This is a genomic window from Acinetobacter bohemicus ANC 3994 (assembly GCF_000367925.1).
GTDB lineage: Bacteria > Pseudomonadota > Gammaproteobacteria > Pseudomonadales > Moraxellaceae > Acinetobacter > Acinetobacter bohemicus.
Genome location: NZ_KB849176.1, coordinates 488,276 through 507,261, shown reverse-complemented (window position 1 = coordinate 507,261; position 18,986 = coordinate 488,276). Strand labels below are relative to the sequence as shown.

The window sequence follows — 18,986 nt, the reverse complement described above, 5'->3', positions numbered from 1 at the left end:
CCAATAAAATGAATCATTCGTGATGGGACAACAAGCTAAAGTAAAATACTGAGCACTCAGTTGCTTTAGCTTGTCCCTTTACTGGTTTAGCATTTTAAAATGTTAACTACCCTGAGTCTTTCTCTCATTTAACCAGCGATATAATACGGGTAAAATTAACAACGTCAGAAACGTGGAAGAAATAATGCCGCCAATCACCACAGTTGCTAAAGGTCTCTGCACTTCTGCCCCTGTTCCCGTCGCCAATGCCATTGGAATAAAGCCCAAAGAAGCGACACAAGCCGTCATTAATACAGGACGTAAACGTAAAACTGCCCCTGACCATGTTGCGGTATGGACATCAAACTTTTCTCTTAACTCTTTAATAAACGTCAGCATGACTAAACCATTCAACACAGCAACACCTGACAGCGCAATAAAGCCAATACCTGCTGACATGGAGATTGGAATATCCCTTAACCATAACGCCATTAATCCACCAGACAATGCAAATGGCACACCACTGAAAACCAGCAAACTATCTTTAACGTTGTTAAACACAGCCATGAGTAAAACAAAAATGATGATGAATGCCATAGGAATGACAATTTGCATTCTGGCTTTTGCTGAAGCTAAATTTTCAAACTGTCCGCCATAACCCAACCAATACCCCGCAGGTAAGACCTGTTGTTTCAACTCTTGTTGCATTTCTTGCACAAAAGAGCCTAAATCACGGTCACGCACATTGGCTGTGACCACAACACGGCGTTTGCCATTTTCTCGACTGACTTGACTAATCCCCAAAATATTTTCAACTTTGGCAACATCTTGCAGTTGAATCAATCCACCATTTGGCAGTTGAATCGGTAACATTGCCAGTTGTTGTGGCGTGCGCATGCTTTCGTCTAACCGAATCACAAAATCGAAACGTCGATCCCCTTGTAAGATTTGCCCGACATTCTGACCACCAATACTGGTCGCCACTAAATCTTGTATGGACTTCACTGATAAACCATATTGTGCTGCCAAAGCATGATCAATATCGACATTCAATACTGGTAAACCATCGGTTTGTTCCACTTTAACTTCGCTCGCACCCTCAATTTTTTTCAGTTTTTCCGCAATTTTTTCCGCTTCTTGATTCAGCGTCTGCATATCATCACCAAAAATCTTGATGCCGACATCACTGCGAATTCCCGAAATTAACTCATTAAAACGCAGTTCAATCGGTTGCGAAAATTCACTGTTATTGCCGGGAATTTTCTCTACGAACTCCAGCATTCGTGCTCGCAAATCATCAATCGTTTCATCTTGATTCGACCATTGATCATGCGGTTTCAACAACACAACACTATCGGAAATATTCGGAGGCATCACATCTGTTGCGACTTCAGCCGTACCTGTACGAGAAAAAATGGCCTTAATTTCAGGAAATTCTTTTAAGAGCTGTTTTTCTAGCCCTTCTTGTATTCTTAACGATTCTTCAATCCCTGTACTTGGTGCGCGCAGTAATTGTAGGGCAAAATCACCTTCACTCAATGTCGGAGAAAACTCAGTTCCCACACGCGTCGACATCACAGCCGTAAGGAGCAAAATACTGATTGCTGCTGTCACCACCACATATTTAAAGGCATAAGCTTGATCTAGAAGTTTTGCATAGCCATTTTTTAATGAACTCATCCAACGACTTTCTGTTTCTTTTACATCGCCTGTTAGGAACAAAGCGATGGCTGCTGGGACAAAAGTAATGGATAAAATAATCGCGCCAACAAGTGCAAGAACCACGGTCATTGCCATTGGATGGAACATTTTCGCTTCAACGCCTTCAAGTGCAAAAATCGGGAAATACACCACCATAATGATGATTTGCCCAAATATAAGCGGACGTCTTGCTTGTTTTGCAGCTAAAAATACTTCCGTAAAACGTTCAGAGCGCGTTAATCTTCTACCTTTATGCTGTTGGGCTTCGGCTAAGCGACGGATACAGTTTTCTACAATCACCACTGCACCATCAACGATAATTCCAAAATCTAAAGCACCTAAACTCATCAGATTGGCGCTGATTTTCTGCTCTGCCATGCCTGTCAAGGTAAACAACATTGACAGTGGAATAACACATGCGGTAATCAGGGCAGCCCTAAAATTGCCTAGAAAAATAAACAGGATCACAATAACAAGGATGGCACCTTCGACGAGGTTTTTGGCAACCGTCTTAATCGCCTTATCCACCAAATGACTACGATCATAAACGGTTTCAATCACCACACCTTTCGGTAATGACTGTTGGATTTGTTGCACTTTTTGATCTACCGCTTGAGCGACGGCCTTACTATTTTCGCCCATCATCATCATGGCCGTACCCAATACGGTTTCTTCACCGTTATATGTCGCACCGCCTGTACGTAAATCATGACCAATGGATACTGAAGCTACATCACTGACCCGAATAGGTAAGCCATTTTTGGTGCTAATGGTGACATTTTCGATATCTTGAATAGACGACAATAAACCCGGTACACGTACAGTCAGTTGTTGCCCATTATCTTCAATAAAACCTGCACCGCGATTGCCATTGTTATCTTGAAGTGCCTGTTCCAACTCTGCCACTGAAATTTGGATCTGTTGTAACCGGGTTAAATCTGGAGCAACAATATAGGTTTTTTCATAACCCCCAATACTATTGACTTCAGCAACCCCTTCAACCCGTTGCAACTGAGGACGGACAATCCAGTCTTGGACTTCCCTTAAATCCATCGCAGTATAAGGCGTGCCATCTGGCTTTTTGACATTGGGTTCTGCTTTGATTACCCACTGATAAATTTCCCCCAAACCGGTCGAGATGGGTGACATTTGTGGTTCAATATTTTCAGGTAAAGCATTTTTAGCTTCCTGCAAACGTTGATTAATCAGTTGTCTTGCCCAGTAGATATCAGTGCCATCTTTAAAAATAATGGTGACTTGCGACAGTCCGTAACGAGAAACTGACCGTGTCTGTTCTAGGTTGGACATCCCCGACATGGCATTTTCAATCGGATAGGTAATCCGTTGCTCAACCTCAAGCGCAGTAAAACCATTGGCTTGACTGTTAATTTGAACTTGTACATTGGTGATGTCAGGTACAGCATCTATCGTCAGTTTTTGATAACTATATATTCCAATAGCAATCCATGCGACGACAAACAGCATCACCCAAATGGCATTGCGAATAGAAAACTGAATGATTCGATCAAACAGTCCTTTACTCGGAAACAGGTCGTCTTGAGAATTAATGGGCATGTGCAGCCTCTCCCTTCTCCATTTCCGATTTCAACAAAAAACTGCCCTGACTAACATATTGCTGTTTTTCCGTTAAACCCGATTTAATCTCGACCCATTGACCATCACTGGAATAGTTGCCAAGTTGTACTGGTGTTGCCGTCAGATGAATTTGATCTTTTTCGCTTTTGGCAACAAATACGACCTGTTGAGCATCAATCTGTTGAATCGCGGCTTTAGCCACACGTAATACCAGTTGCTGCGTTGTTTCACCTGTTAATAAAACATTCACCATTAAATTGGGACGTAATTCTTGCGCTGGCGTTAAGACTTTCGCACGAACTTGTAAACGTCCTGTTTGACTGTCCGCTTCCGTTGTTAAGGCCTGCACTCGCGCTTTAAATAGATGATTGGTTTGCAACGATTTAAATTCAATTTCCTGATTCGGCTGAACATGAATATTGGCAGCACTTGGTAAAATAAATTCCACCCATAATTGATCCAGCTGATCAATTATGAACAATTGCTTATCCGCAGAAATATTTTCACCCACAACAATATCTTTTTTCGTAATCACCCCATTAAAAGGTGCCTTAATCACATAACGCCCTTGGCTGCCGCTGCTTGCACCCAGTGCTGATAAACGACTTCGTGCGGCCTGAACTTGAATCTCCGCTTGTCGATAGGCGTTATATGCGCGTTGATAATCCTGTCGAGCAGAAATCCCTTGATTGAAAAGCTGTTTTTCTCTTTGGTAGTCTTGCGAAGCTAAAGTTAAAGCCTCCTGAGCAATACTTAAGTTGGCTTGTTGATCCACAAGATCAGGAATAAAAAGCGTAGCTAAAGCCTGTCCTTTTTTCACTTCCTGTCCCAAGGCTACAGCGACACTCTCAACTCGCCCTGCAAAACTTGCCTCCACATGCGCTTGTTGGTCAGTATTCACCACAAGTCTGGCAGGATATTGCTGTTTTTGTTCGACATCACCCAATTCAACTGGTGCTAATTTCACACCAAACTCAACCAATTGTTTTGATGTGAAGTTTAACGATCCATCTTCAGCATGAGCTTCCTTAGTCTCGCCATGTCCATGCTCTTCATCTGCATGTGCATCTTCATCGGCAGCTTTACTTGGTTTTTCTTTACCACTGAATAATAAAATAGCACTCAGAACGGTACTCACGATGATAATGGCAATAATCCAAACCCATTGTTTTTTTGCTTGATCTACAGACACGCTTATTCTCCTACCACTGGGTTTAGGTCATTTGTGGATTGCCATAAATTTTGATTAATTTTCATCAGTGCATCGGGCGACATAATCGCATTTGAATCCACCCCCAAGGCTAAACTTTCAGCTTGCAAAGATTTTTGCCATGCCTGTTTTAACGTTTGTATTTTGTTCAAACGTTGTTCCTGAAGCTGAATGCTAGCTTGATGTACATCAGTAATAGAGTATTTACCCACCTTAAAACCCAATAAGGTTTTTTGATGTACTGACTCCGATAGCGGAATTTGTTGCTCATTGATCAAGTCGTATTGCCATTTCAGACCCTTCAGCTCAAGCAATAAAGTGTCCAGTTGAGTCTTATTCTGCTGTTGGTAATACTGCTGTTGCTGATCTAATAAATCTTGTTTTGCTTGGGCGATTTGCATGCCATATTGCTGACGATCAAAGATATTCAAAGGTATTTCAACCCCTAGCCGTATTTGACTCTCCTTGTTGTTTAAGTCGGCTTGCTTGCTATTGGTAATCCCAAAAAGTACATTCGGATTGGGTCTAGCTTGTGCCTTTAAATAGGCTAAATTGGCTTGCTGCTTAACTTTTTGCAGTTGAATACTTTGTGCCAATAAATTTTCATTGAGTGCCTGTTGCACAAAGGCGGTGGTATCAGATGGCCATAATTGCGCACGACTCGCTCTCAAATCATGATCAAGTTCAGCTGCCCCCCATAAATTTGCCAATTGTCTTTTCACCGTGGTTAAGGACAACTCCATTTCATGTGTTCGTCGCTGATTTTCAATATGAGTAACTAAAATACGATCCAAATCTAATCTGGACACACTTCCTGCACGATAGCGTAATCGTGTCGCGTCCACATTTGCTTGACTGTCTGCTAACTGAGTTTTGCTAATTTTAAGCTCTTCTTGCAAAACAAGAACTTGCGACCATAAATATTTCACAGCCAATAAGGTTTCGGCTTGATATAATTTTTGATTTAAATCGACTTGAGAGAGTTCAACTTTTGCTAAATTTTTTCGGCTACGACGTTGACCAAAAATATCTAAAGGTTGGCTAATCTCAATATCTAGCTCTTGATCCTGATCAGATTTAAAGCCTGTTTTTTGCACAGATAAACTTGGATTCGCCCACAGTTGGCTTTGTTTCAGTTTAGCTGTCGCAATGTCCTGTTGGGTTTGTAAGGCGTGAATTTGGTTTTGATGAACTTCAACACGCATTAATATTTGATTGAAATCTGAATCTTGCTGATTTTTGGATGCCACGGACTGCTGAGCAAAAATGCTCGCTGAAATAGATATCCCGAGGATGAATGCAACCAACTGAGCTTTTTTTAGCTGAACAGTCGTTTTTTCATTCAACCCCATACCTTGAGTTAAAACTTTTTTTGACATGAAGATGTCCCACAAACATGAATAGAATGATGGTGGGTTGTTTTAGGCTACCCCACCGCGAGCGGGGATAATTCGGGAGGTGGAGCTAAACGAGGAAGATAGGGCGATTGGTAAAAATTCGCCCAAGGTCGAGCGTGTCGAATATCGACTTGAAAATTGGGTTTATTGTTATAATAAGACTGGGTATCTAGCTCAAGTGCAATATGATTCGATAAGTGGCTACACCTGTCGTTAAAACATATTTTTTGACAGTAATCATAAATTTTTTGATCATCGAGCAGACTTTGTTGATTGTCATTACTTTGTGCAATTGGTTGCGCAAGAGAGGGTTCATTTAAAAATGAAGTCACATTTGGCATTTCATGCAGACACGCCGCTTCCGCCACATTCCAAATACTTTGAAAGGTGAACAATAGCAGGAAGATCTGTATCAGAAATGTCTTTTTCTTCATAACATCATCTTAAACTTTAAGCCCGCATTATAGCGATCATTTTTATCGAAAGCACTTAGATTTAGCAGATACAAACTAATCTCGCCAATAAAGTAGCACCTATAAAGTGAATCATCTAGAAAAAATCAAGCTTAAAGTCCTTTGCGATAAAGCTTTCAGCTCACCATTAGATACACCCCATTTTAGATGCAAACAATTTTGTGATGATCACTTGACCACTTTTTCCAAATGGTTCTGGCTAAATATTTAACTGTTTTAAGCAAGTCATTACAATCTTGGGGATATGCTTTTAAATCTATCCATGATCTAGCCTTATTTCAGTCATAACCTACTGACGTATAAGGTCTTCTATAGCAATTATTAGCTTATGAATATACTTTTTGATAAAAAATTAGTACGCTATCGTTAATGAATAGACTTAATAAAAAAAGATAATGTATGAAATTACCACTTTATGCTCTGTTGACCTGTATTTTGGTTGGTGCATCGGCGCTGATTTATGCAGCAAACCAGCAATCGACTCAGTTTAACGTGAGCGTTACCATTAAAGAAACGTGCAATATTACGGCAGCCAATAGTTCAAATCTCGATTTTGGCAGCATTAACCGCGCATCAAAAGGCTCAAATCAAAGTAACCATTTGGCAGTGACGTGTACCCAAGGAACGCCTTATCGTATTGCATTGCAAAGCCAAAGAGCGATGGCAAATGCGGCTTCAAATAACGCTAAAATTCCTTATACCCTGTATCAGGATGCCAATCGGACAACGCTCTGGGGCGCAGATACTCAAAATGCTTATAGCAATACTGGCACGGGAAATACCCAAAAAATTCCCGTTTGGGGGCAAGTCAACCAAACAAATACCAATGTTCCTGCTGGCCAATATACCGACAAAGTAACCGCTGTCATTACCTATTAATAGGTCAGGGTCACCGTAATGGTGTCCTGATATTCTCCCGCAGGTACAGCCGTTGAACTTGGCCCTGCCTTTCCATAAATATTAATGGTTTGTGTGCCATTGTTGCCCGTACCCTGTGATGCGCCGCTATTGTTCCACAACTGACTGTACTGTGCATCGCGATATAATTCATAGGCAATGTAGTCTGCGCCCTTACGCATACGACGTGTCGCACCGTCATAGTTCATTCCTTGATCTAAATTCACTTTCCAAGACGTATTCAAAGGACAGGACAAAGCTACCGTTGTCGAACTGGTCACTGCCTGAGATAAATCATTCATTTGACCAAAATTCAGATCGGATGCAGAAATCAGATTACAGCTGTTTTCATAGTTTGTCGTGACGCTCAAACTGTTGCCACTTTGATTGCTTGACTGAGATGCCAATACATCTTCTGTACTTGGCTGCTTGTCCTGACTAAAGGCATATAATAGATTGACTCGCGTATCATTATTATTCTGATAACTTCCAGCTGTTACATTTTGCCCCGAATATGTCAAACCATAAATGGGTAGATCGAAAACTTTCTGGTTTTCATTCACGGTAAAAGTTTTATAAGTACATTTTAATGTCGATAAATTGGCTTGCGTATCGATTCGTTGGGTCAAAGCAGGATCATAAAACAAATCATAAGTGAGATAAGAATGCGGCCAAGAAGAATATGAAACCATTTGGCGACGGTTATTGGATAAGCCTAAACCACCCGCGGTCGCATAAGGGCACAAAGCCACATTGACTGTTTTAGTATGGCCATATTGGTTACACGTCACTTGCCAATTGGTATAGCTGGTTTTTCCTTTACCCGATACCGAACCGAAATTCAAAGCGGGACCTGACGGCCAGCACGAACCAGATGCTTGCACCGATGAGCTAACACCCATTAGAGCAAAAGGCAGCATTAGGGCAAAAATCCAATACGCCAGCAGCAACCCTGAACGTCGCACATGGTGAATATTCATCATTATTGGCACGTTAAATTCCCCAAATCTAGAAAACCATATTGCGCTGAAAAATCAGGCAAGTCTATACGACACACCCGCCCCATTTGCTCGACAAAAACGGTTGATGCAGCCGGATTTTCTAAATAAATCATGCCATCCCGCCCAACTATCGTATGTTCAACACTCTCTAAATGAGGTGCAGTTTGCTGTACCCACACTCGGCTTCCCATTTTTAAAGGCTGATTCTGCTCATCGACCGCAGCCCATTGTACCGAACGCATTTTATACACTGGAAAATTCAGATATACGCCACTAGCACTATAGGGAACTGCATCTATTTGTGTCGATTCAATTTTATATTCTAGTGGTAAATCCAACGTATCTATAGAGACTACATTATGCTGATATGGATTCAGTGAGTCGATTAATAACAAGCCCTTACGATTAGTTTTTCCCACGAGACGATTTTCCAGCCGCACGGGAATATCCGCCACACCTGCTGTAGATACCACGGCAAATGAGTTCAGTGATTGACGCATGGCAAAAAAATTGCGGTTCATCATCACCAGACTGCCACGTGCTGACCCGATGACAGTACTATAATCTTCATCGTTAATTTTGGCATTCTGAAAACCCAGATCCCATTGTCCCACTGAGGTTTCCCGCTGCAACTGTCCCTGTAAGCTATAATTGCTTGGATCACTATATTCAATGTTGCTTTGCCAGCCCCAATCCGCTTGATTTTGCAAAGCTGTTTTACGCACACTTGCCGACACTTTATTACGCTCTGTATTTTTTTGGGCATTCATGGCGGCATTGGTCTGACGGTCTAGCGGAATATTCAATGACATAAAAAAGGTATTACTTTTTTCATTTAAATCACGGGTCATATTCAAGGTGAGATAATTCTTAGAAGGAAAATAATAAGACCAATTAAAGATCAAATATTCATTATCAATGCCCTGATATTGCTGTGCTGCATAACTGCTACCAAATTGGCCAAGAGGCGTATTCACCCCCAAAAAAACATGATCAGAACGGTCAATATAGGCATAGCCCAAACCGCTTGCCAAATCACCAAATTTACCGTCACTTTGCTGATGATGCATAGAAAAGTTGATCAAGCGGTTATTCCACTCATAACCTGCTGAAAACGCCTGCCCTGCCTGCTGGTTTAATTCGCTATAACTGTAAGAGCCATTCAGCACGCCTGAAGTATTTGGCAAGCGGTGTACAATACCGAATCCTGCTAAAGCCAGATCATTTGAATATTCAGTATGGCTTTCCAATGTCGTGTCATTGCTGAGACCATGCCGGAAAGTGGCATTCATTAAAAGATCATGCCCATAGCTAAATGACTTGACCGCATAATTCAGCTTATTCACTCCTAGACTTACATCCCAGTCGGATAAACCTTGCTGCAATAACTGTGAAGTACCAAATAAGGAAAAATTGACAACCCGTTGCTGTCCATTCAAATCAGTAATTAATAACTGTGCTGTTCCTGCACCTGTAATTGACGGTGCAGTCTGAATATTAAACTGCCCCGGAAGTACTTCACTGCTGCTTTGCTGAATACCATTAATTAATAAATCTACCGTTGACGGCAATAGCACTGAATCTTTAAATGAGGCTAACGGTGAAGTCACTTGATATGGCTGTAAATTATAGTTTTTTGCCAATTTAATGCCTGAAATTCGGGTCGAACGACTCCAATCTAAAGCGCGCGACTGACTATCGCCTAATGTTAATGTCAATGCCCGATTGGCAAAATCCTTTTGCCAATAAGTATCTAAAATCTGGCTATTCAATTCTTCCGATGTCTTTGACTGGGTATAAGCATGATTGGCAGCAATACTTAAAACACTGCCCGCCCCAAAACCAAAAAAACGCAGCTCATTCCAACCGCTTAAAGACCAAACATCTTCAGTGGCTTGAGCATAAAAATCGTAATTGAAAAGCACACCCGGTTTAATCTGCTGGGCGTTGACTTTGGCGGCTTCAATCGGAATAAATCCTGCCACGGTATTGTTCTGCAAAAAAGAGACAGCTACATTCAAATGGATACTTTGCGCAGCGACATTGTAATTGTAGTTCAAGCCAGAAATTTGAGACAAACTGATAAAACCTGCATGCTGGGGAGCATCAGGTACACTGACTTTTAATTGCAGTTCTTGCAGGGTCGTCCGTGAAATCAGTAAATCATGCGGTGTTTGAATAAAGTGCCCAAAAGTTGAGCTAGATGCCTGATTCAACACAATACTTAAATACAGCTCCTGCTGCTCAATACCATCATCCTCTAAACTGACGGTTTCGCTGGCAATCACCAAAGTACTGGATAAACAATAGGTACACAGCAATGCTTGAAATAATGGGCCACAGTAAGCGAACTTTTTTATCATTACTACTTATTGGATGGGAAGCATCTGTGCTAAACCATCACTATTGATTCTGGCTTCAAACTTGCCATTTTGGAGTATCTTTTTAGACTCAGGAATATCCCAACGCATACTCTGACCAGCAAGCGCATAGCCCACCAGACCATTGATTAACGGTATTCTTTCACCATTTGGATTGATATAGGTTAATTCACTAATCCGAATATGGCTTTTCGCATTATTCGTTACTATCAGCTGTTGATTCTGATATTGAAAATTCACCTGATTTAACAGCGTTAAACCATTGCGCATGGCAATACTGTCAGTAGGCTGGATAAAAACTGGAATAGAATACTGTAATAATAACTGCAAGCCAGTCTGTGCATCGGCTTGTGCTGAACTTGGCAGTTCATCAATCAATAAGCGGTAAGTCTGTTCTACTGCAGTATTTTGCGGGGCAATACGAATAATTCGGATTAGCTGTTGCTCACCCGCTTTAATTTCTGTAATCGATGGGCTGGCAACCAAGTCTCGTGTAGGATTCACTTGATCCTGACCTGCAACTTGCGACCAGATCAGCACACGAGTTTGCGCCCGAATAGGTCGCTCACTGGTATTGGTCAGCCATATTTCTTTGGCTTTTTCTTGCGGGGAGAATGCAACAGAAATTGGAGCAACTTGCAGACTGGCTGCAAAACTGCTCAGCGAATAAAGTGAAACGATAGAAGCACAAATGAATTGTCTCAATTTGTTCATATACTGCGTCACTCTATTCGTACAGCTCTAAGCAATTAGTAAGTTACAGTTGCAACCACTGTATCTACATAATTACCCGCTTCAACGTTGGTATTACCCGCTAATTTAGCATACACAGGAATAGCTTGATCTTTACCATTACCTGTTTTTGATAATAAGTTTACAGCGTCCCACTCGGTTGTACGGGTAGAATCTTGATACAATTTATATGGAACTTTGCTGGTTGAAGCAGCATTTGTGTTACTCATTTCACCACTGCCTGCTAAAGCAATTTTATAAGGTGTATTTAAAGTACAAGTAACATTTAACTGGCCTTTCGCATTGCTTGCAGATTTAGTAGAACGATCAACAGAAGCAAATTCCACGTCTTGAGCCGCGGTAAACTTACATGATTCATTTACTGTAAGTTTAACCTCAAATTGAGTAGAGTCGGTGCCTGCCGCATGCGCTACAGTCAAAAGAGAAGAAAAACCTAAAACTGCCGAAACAATGACTTTTTTCATAAAATGCCCCATATAATGTGAAAGATGACACACTAAATTAAAATATGGAGTGGATTATAGGCTTTTTTTTGATCTTGTAAAGTCCTTAAATAAAAATTTAAGTATAAAATTCATCCTATTATTTTAGATATTCATCCCTCTTATTTGACCTTATTGCCCATGTATTTAAAAATTCATGCATCCCTAGCTTTTATAAATGATGAAATGTCTATTAATCCGAATAACAAGTAAAAATTAAGCTTGAGAAAAGTTACTGGAGCCAATATTGGACAGATGAAAGAGAAAAAGACGTTAAAGACCGTTAAACGAATTGGTAAAGAAAAGGCTGGATCGTAATACTTAAATTGAGCATTCTCTAAAAGATGTTTGCCCTAGCCATCTTTGTTTTGGGTTTGTACGATCAGGGCAAATTAGTGGTGATTCAATCAATAACTTTTCGCTTGAAGCATAGACATAGATTCTCAGAACATAAGTTTTAAAGTTCGCATAAATAGTCAGTCGTTATAAAACTGAGCTGAGTCAAAACAAAATTTAACTCGTATTTCCCTTTTGCATGAGCTTATTTGAGAACTTTTATAATCTAATTTTTTATGTGGGTTTTTATCTAAGACAAAATTAAAGTTAAAAAAAAGACCCTTGATGATCAAGGGTCTTTTTTAATATTTGGCGGAAGCGGTGTCCGTCAAATTAAAACCATAAGATACTGATTAATCAATATAAAATATTTTAAATTTAATTTAACATCTTATTTAATTTAATCAAAATCCTCACCAACCAAAACACTTTTCTTCTAAACGACACACTTCATCATTAATAATAGCAATTTTGTAACTTCTCCCAAAAGTTCACAGTAAAGAACAAGTCGATGTAAGCCAGCGTTTTTTAATTGATATGAAGAACTTCGCAGCAGTCTGATTTTAATGCCCTCAACTAAAAAAACACCACTTTATGTGGTGTTTTTTATCTAACTGGGAGAGTTCAATGCTTAGAGAGAATTATTCTGCTCACTTGGAGTAAGTGGTTGAATCAAAACTATCTCGCTTTCATCTGCTTTATGACTTTCAGTTTTAGCAATGACCGCCGTTGCAACACTATTACCAATAATATTCGTTGCTGTACGTCCCATGTCTAAGAAATGATCTACTGCAAGAATCAGCAAAATACCCGCTTCTGGAAGTTTAAACATTGCTAATGTTGCAGCAATCACCACCAACGATGCACGAGAAACACCTGCAATACCCTTACTGGTAATCATCAGTGTAAGCAGCATCAAAATTTGTTGTGAGATACTTAAATCAATATTATAAGCTTGAGCAATAAATAGTACTGCAAAAGACATGTAAATCATTGAACCATCGAGGTTAAATGAGTAACCCAATGGCAGGACAAAGCTGATAATACGCTTTGGTACACCAAATTTTTCCAATGCTACCATTAGTTTTGGATAAGCAGATTCACTACTTGCTGTTGCAAAACCTAATACCGCAGGTTCACGAACGGTCTTAAGCAAACGGAATACGTCTTTTTTCAGGAAGATATAGCCAACGCTAATAATTACAGCCCAAAGAATGAAAAGGCTGGCATAAAATTCGCCTATAAAAACACTATAGTCGATAATGATTTGTGGCCCTTTTAAGGTAATTGCAGAAGCGATTGCCGAGAAAACAGCAATAGGAGAAAACATCATAACGTAATCAGTTATACGGAACATGACACGGCACAATTCATCAATAATTTTTGCAATGACCGTACCTTCATCTTGTTGATGATGCACGTAGGCTAAGGCTGAACCAAAGAAAATAGAGAAGATTAGAATCTGTAAAATTTCGTTATTCGCCATCGCCTCGGCGAAGCTTTTTGGAAAAATATGCGTAATAAAGGTTTGTATATTTAAACTGGTTGCACTGACACCTACATCAACAGGTGCTGTAGGAATTGGAAGATTCATTCCTGCACCAGGTTGTAATAGGTTTGCCATGCCCATGCCTAAAAGCAAAGAGATGAGAGATGCACCAATAAACCAGCTCATGGCTTTAAGCGTAATCGAACCCAATGATGATGATTTACCCATTGAGATTAGCCCTGAAACAATTGTTGCAAAGACCAATGGGGCAATAATCATTTTAATTAATCTTAAGAATATATCTGTAAGAATTTTAAAATATGACGCGATATTTTCAGCTTGAGTAGTACTCAAATTACTATGAAAAAGCCAACCAATTAGTATTCCAGAAACCATAGCAACTAGAATAAATTTTAATAGTTTTTTCTGATCCATAAAAACTTCCTTTTAATACCCTAAAATCGATAAAAACATCTTATTGTTTTATAAAATGTTTTGATTTTGTTACATCCAAGCCAAATATCCATTTAACTTAGGGGTGTTGGCAGAATCTATCGAAAATTGATCAGAATTAAAAATGCAAAAATTTATTTTTCTATGCAAAATTTGCATGGAGATTATTAAGAAAATATACAAAATGCCAATGACAGTATTCATTAAAGGAACTTAAATATTGTCAATGTTTGGACAAATCAAACATTGTTGTTAATGGAATTTAAGAACTAGGATCTGGTTAATGATAAGTAAAACTCTCCAATCATGCGGCTTGGCACTCACCCTTTTAGCATCATCGATGGCACTTTACGCAAAAAATAATGTCGTAGTGGTTGCTACTGGTGGAACGATTGCTGGTGCAGGTGCAAGTTCAACCAATAGTGCAACTTATAGCGCGGCTAAAGTTCCAGTTGATGCACTGATCAAAGCTGTACCACAAGTAAATGATCTGGCGAATGTAACGGGAATACAGGCACTGCAAGTTGCATCTGAAAGTATTACTGACAAAGAATTGTTATCTTTAGCGCGTCAAGTCAATGATTTAGTAAAGAAACCTTCTGTGAATGGTGTAGTCATTACTCATGGTACGGATACCATGGAAGAAACCGCTTTTTTCCTAAATTTAGTGGTACATACTGATAAACCGATTGTGCTGGTTGGCTCTATGCGACCTTCGACTGCAATGTCGGCAGATGGTCCATTAAACCTATATAGCGCTGTTGCTTTGGCTTCTTCGGATGAAGCTAAAAACAAGGGCGTAATGGTCTTAATGAATGATTCGATTTTTGCCGCACGAGATGTGACCAAAGGCATTAATATTCATACCAATGCTTTTGTGAGCCAATGGGGAGCTTTGGGTACTTTAGTTGAAGGTAAGCCGTATTGGTTCAGAAGTTCAGTGAAAAAGCATACCAATAATTCCGAGTTTGATATTGAGAAAATTCAAGGTAATGCATTACCTAGCGTTCAAATTGTCTATGGTTCAGATTCTATGATCCCTGATGCATACCAAGCATTTGCCAAAGCTGGTGTAAAAGCGATTATTCATGCAGGAACTGGCAATGGCTCTATGGCGAATTATCTAGTGCCAGAAGTAAGAAAACTGCATGATGAGCAAGGCATTCAAATTGTCCGTTCATCACGTGTAGCACAAGGTTTTATCATTCGGAATGCAGAACAGCCTGATGATAAATATGGTTGGATTGCTGCACATGATTTAAACCCACAAAAAGCCCGCATTTTGGCTGCTTTAGCACTAACCAAAACCAATGATGCTAAGCAAATTCAGGACATGTTCTGGAAATATTAAGCGTTGAAACAGATCTATCAGCGTTGAAAAAGCCCGATTCTAGCGATTGCATCTAGAATCGGGCTTTTTATTTAAATAAAAATTAGGTGTTTAGTCCAAGATTTTTGATTGTTGCTTCATCCATATGAACTACCCCTTATAATTATCCATAGAAGGATAAATTAAAATTAGGCACTTACACAAAATTTAGAACAGCCCCTTGCCCTTCAAATGCTAATCTAAGAATTTAAAATACTGACTACTCTCTGCTTAATAACTGAACTTTAGCTAAACATAAGTTAAATAATACTAACATTATGAAGCTCTAGCCTTATAGAGATTAGAGCTACTATTTTACTTCGCTTAGTTACCTCGATAGGTTGAATATCCATAAGGACTAAGCAATAAGGGAATATGATAGTGTTTTACCAAACCATCGGTTTGGAAAATCACAGGAACCTCTGGAAAGAAAGAATTTTGCTTATTTTTCTGAAACCAGTCACCTGTTTTAAACGTGACTTTATATATCGCATTATCTAAAGTTTTATTTTCTGGAAATAATGCAGTTACACGACCTTGCTCATTGGTTTTAGCTTCTGAAATCTGTATCCATTTTCCATTTTTTTGTTCTTCCAAAGTAACTTTTACATCGGGTGAAGGCAATCCACTTTCCAAGTTAAGTACATGCACACTTAAAGGATTTTGCGCCATTACCCCACTTGAAATAAATAAACTGCCAGCGAGTAAAAATAACTTGTTCATATGAATTTATCCTAAATTAAATTGATTTAAATTTGTTTGAGTGTGATTTCTATACCCTGTTGTGCACATTGATCATCTTGAATTGACCCACCTGCACCCGCTACACCAACTGCACCGAATAGCTGACTTTTATAAACTATGGGGACACCTCCGCCTAAAAGTAATAATTCAGGTAAGCTGGTTAAATTCTGTGAATCAACATTATTCTGCGCATTACGCATAAACTGTAATGTATTAACTTTGCTCGAATAAGCGGTAAAGGCTTTCCTTTGGGCTGCGATTAAATTATGAATACCCACTGTTTCATGCCGTTGACTTGCTAGGACATTGCCACCCTGATCTAAAACCACCACAGCAGCAGGTTTAGCAGTGGTACTACATGCCTTCATGACATTGGTTGCCAGTTGATTGGCGAGGTTTAAATCCATGACATAGCTGGTTTTAGGAGCAGAATATGTGATTGAACTAAATAGAATTGCAGGAATAAATAGAAGGTTTTTCATCATTTCTATTAAGCTAAATTAAAAGATAAATTAGCTTATATAAAATAAAATCACTATTGCATGACAATCACATTACGAATTTGTAATGTACAAACAGGCAAACTCATATAATATTATTTAGATGCAAATACTTATTGTTGAAGATGAAACCAAAATTGCTGAATTTCTAGCAAAAGGTTTAAACGAATCTGGTTATTTATCCAGTATTGCTCATGATGGATTAACAGCACTCACCCTGTTGCAAGAAAAAAACTTTGATCTAGTCATTTTGGATGTCATGTTACCTGAAATTGATGGTTGGCAAGTATTAAAGACCTTAAGAACATTTTCTAAAATTCCAGTAATCATGCTAACGGCAAAAGATCATGTGCTGGATCGAGTTAAAGGCTTAGAACTAGGTGCAGATGATTATTTAATTAAGCCCTTCTCTTATATTGAATTATTGGCACGGGTCAAAAGTCTATTAAGGCGCAGCGTAAAAACCGAGTCTGAATATTACCAAGTTGAAGATCTAATTTTATATCGGCTTAAACGTACTGTTTATCGGGATCAACAAAAAATCGACTTAAGCGCTAAAGAGTTTTCGCTCTTGCATTTATTAATGCAACATCAAGATGAATTATTAACCCGATCTCAAATTGCTTCTGAAGTGTGGAATATTAATTTTGATACCGACACCAATGTTGTGGATGTCGCTATTCGTCGTTTACGTGCAAAAATTGATGACCATTTTCAGCCCAAATTAATTCATACTGTTCGAGGTATGGGATATCGTTTAAGCATAAATAAATGAAAAATATACTAAGGCATCTAAGTTTAACAACACGCTTAAGTATTGCCTTCAGTATGATCTGTTGCATTGTATTTTTTGCTATTGGTTTACTTTCTTATCACAACATGGAGTACCTGTTAGCTAAACAACGGGATCAGAATTTAACTGCACGTGTTGAACGCATCGAAATTTTTTTACAAGATCAAGAAAGTTTTCAGATTTTAGTTCAACACCCTCGTCTGTATGAAAATATGCTGGGCAAAGAAGATAATCTTTTAATTTTAAAAAACCAGCAACAAGCCTTAATTGAGATTAATCCACTGAAAGTCCATATTCCCGCTATGGCCGAATCAAAAACCATTACCTTTTTAGATAATCAATCTGAATTTTCTACTACCCGTTTGGCCTATAAAACCGTTGTTTTTAATCATCAACATTATCAACTCATTGCTGGCACACAACTTGATGAAGCTCAATCCACCTTAGATCAATATTTATGGAAATTGATTCTGTATAGTGTATTGGGAATTGTAATGGCAAGCCTACTCGGACGTTGGATGGGTTTGTATTTACTCAAATCATTAAATAATTTGATTAAGCAAACACACAAAATTCAGGGTACTCAACCACATCAGCGAATCGAAGCTAAAAGTAATACCGTTGAAGTTGAGCAACTGCGTTCAGCAATGAATGCGATGTTAGAAAAAATTCAAATTAATTATGATCAACTGGCACGATTTTCTGAAGATATTGCCCATGAACTGCGAACCCCTTTAAATAACTTAATGGGGCAGACACAAATTATGCTCATGCAATCTCGGTCACAACAAGAACTGGAGCAGCTTTTATATTCTCATCTTGAGGAATATGAACGACTAAGTAAGATGATAGACAATATGTTGTTCATCGCTCGTTCTGAACATAGTGATTACATTATCGATAAAGAAAATATTGATTTATCCAACCTTATTTTAGAATTGGTGCATTATTTTGAATTCTTAGCTGAAGACAAGCAAATGACATTTGTTTTAGCGTTAGAAAAAGGAATTCAAATATATGCTAATGCAGATTTATTAAAAAGAGCGCTGTCTAATCTTATAATCAATGCCATTGATTATGGATTTGAAAATCAAGACATTGTGATTTCAACAAAATCTACAGGAGATTATGTCGATATTGCAGTATTAACTAAAAATATTTTTATTGATAAACAACATTTGAACCATTTATTTGAACGTTTTTATCAAATTGATAGTAGTCGACATGCCAAAGCAAAAACTGGTGGTTTAGGATTATCAATCGTTAAATCTATCATGATGTTACATAATGGAGAAGTAAACGCATATAATAGTCATCAAGGAATTGTATTTAGTTTAAAGATTAAACATTTAACTTAAAGATGTTATTTACAAATTCTTAAAAATTATAAAGTTCATATTGCAGATTATTTAGATGCTATAAAATTAACATC

The 18,986-nt window shown here is 38.8% G+C and carries 15 protein-coding genes; 4 read left to right on the top strand and 11 right to left on the bottom strand.

Translation table 11 applies throughout. The annotated features are described in order from the left end of the window. Positions 1-102 precede the first annotated feature (102 nt). The 4 genes from F994_RS15120 to F994_RS15105 are packed head-to-tail and all read right to left on the bottom strand — an operon-like array spanning position 103 to position 6,317. Positions 103-3,255, bottom strand: a complete 3,153-nt coding sequence (locus F994_RS15120; RefSeq protein ID WP_004651456.1) for an efflux RND transporter permease subunit — start codon at positions 3,253-3,255, stop codon at positions 103-105. Then, entirely contained in the window at positions 3,245-4,468 is a 1,224-nt protein-coding gene (locus tag F994_RS15115; RefSeq protein WP_004651455.1) for an efflux RND transporter periplasmic adaptor subunit, read from the bottom strand. The genes F994_RS15120 and F994_RS15115 overlap by 11 nt, the downstream gene beginning before the upstream one ends. A 2-nt stretch (positions 4,469-4,470) precedes the next feature. Continuing rightward, on the bottom strand, positions 4,471-5,865 hold the full coding sequence (locus tag F994_RS15110; protein ID WP_004651453.1) for a TolC family protein: 1,395 nt from the start codon (positions 5,863-5,865) through the stop codon (positions 4,471-4,473). A gap of 47 nt (positions 5,866-5,912) precedes the next feature. Continuing rightward, the gene (locus F994_RS15105; RefSeq protein WP_004651452.1) at positions 5,913-6,317 is read right to left on the bottom strand and encodes a hypothetical protein; all 405 of its coding nucleotides are present in this window, start codon (positions 6,315-6,317) and stop codon (positions 5,913-5,915) included. Positions 6,318-6,755: 438 nt separating this feature from the next. On the opposite strand from F994_RS15105, the gene F994_RS15100 reads away from it, so the two are divergent. Next, complete coding sequence (locus F994_RS15100; protein ID WP_004651451.1) at positions 6,756-7,235, top strand: Csu type fimbrial protein; 480 nt, start codon at positions 6,756-6,758, stop codon at positions 7,233-7,235. On the opposite strand, the gene F994_RS15095 is transcribed toward F994_RS15100, so the two are convergent. From F994_RS15095 to F994_RS15075, 5 genes are all read right to left on the bottom strand, one after another. Further along, positions 7,232-8,236, bottom strand: a complete 1,005-nt coding sequence (locus F994_RS15095; RefSeq protein WP_004651450.1) for a Csu type fimbrial protein — start codon at positions 8,234-8,236, stop codon at positions 7,232-7,234. The two genes, F994_RS15100 and F994_RS15095, sit on opposite strands and share 4 nt — an antisense overlap. Then, the gene (locus F994_RS15090) at positions 8,236-10,617 is read right to left on the bottom strand and encodes a fimbria/pilus outer membrane usher protein (RefSeq protein WP_004651449.1); all 2,382 of its coding nucleotides are present in this window, start codon (positions 10,615-10,617) and stop codon (positions 8,236-8,238) included. Before F994_RS15090 ends, F994_RS15095 begins: the two co-directional genes overlap by 1 nt. Positions 10,618-10,623: 6 nt before the next feature. Beyond that, complete coding sequence (locus F994_RS15085) at positions 10,624-11,349, bottom strand: fimbrial biogenesis chaperone (protein ID WP_004651448.1); 726 nt, start codon at positions 11,347-11,349, stop codon at positions 10,624-10,626. 35 nt (positions 11,350-11,384) lie between these two features. Beyond that, positions 11,385-11,852 (bottom strand): Csu type fimbrial protein, encoded by a 468-nt coding sequence (locus F994_RS15080; RefSeq protein WP_154649961.1) that lies wholly within the window; start codon positions 11,850-11,852, stop codon positions 11,385-11,387. A 985-nt stretch (positions 11,853-12,837) separates the two neighbouring features. Next, on the bottom strand, positions 12,838-14,130 hold the full coding sequence (locus F994_RS15075; protein WP_004651445.1) for a dicarboxylate/amino acid:cation symporter: 1,293 nt from the start codon (positions 14,128-14,130) through the stop codon (positions 12,838-12,840). Positions 14,131-14,431: 301 nt separating this feature from the next. On the opposite strand from F994_RS15075, the gene F994_RS15070 reads away from it, so the two are divergent. Continuing rightward, entirely contained in the window at positions 14,432-15,499 is a 1,068-nt protein-coding gene (locus F994_RS15070) for an asparaginase (protein WP_004651444.1), read from the top strand. A gap of 342 nt (positions 15,500-15,841) precedes the next feature. On the opposite strand, the gene uraH is transcribed toward F994_RS15070, so the two are convergent. Further along, positions 15,842-16,240, bottom strand: coding sequence for a hydroxyisourate hydrolase (uraH, locus tag F994_RS15065; RefSeq protein ID WP_004651443.1), 399 nt, complete (start codon positions 16,238-16,240; stop codon positions 15,842-15,844). Positions 16,241-16,266: 26 nt separating this feature from the next. Next, on the bottom strand, positions 16,267-16,743 hold the full coding sequence (locus tag F994_RS15060) for a GlcG/HbpS family heme-binding protein (RefSeq protein WP_407636548.1): 477 nt from the start codon (positions 16,741-16,743) through the stop codon (positions 16,267-16,269). Positions 16,744-16,864: 121 nt separating this feature from the next. Here F994_RS15060 and F994_RS15055 point away from each other — a divergent pair, with 121 nt between their 5' ends. Both F994_RS15055 and F994_RS15050 read left to right on the top strand, forming a co-directional pair. Next, on the top strand, positions 16,865-17,536 hold the full coding sequence (locus F994_RS15055; RefSeq protein WP_004651440.1) for a heavy metal response regulator transcription factor: 672 nt from the start codon (positions 16,865-16,867) through the stop codon (positions 17,534-17,536). Then, entirely contained in the window at positions 17,533-18,912 is a 1,380-nt protein-coding gene (locus F994_RS15050) for a heavy metal sensor histidine kinase (protein WP_004651439.1), read from the top strand. The genes F994_RS15055 and F994_RS15050 overlap by 4 nt, the downstream gene beginning before the upstream one ends. Positions 18,913-18,986 lie beyond the last annotated feature (74 nt).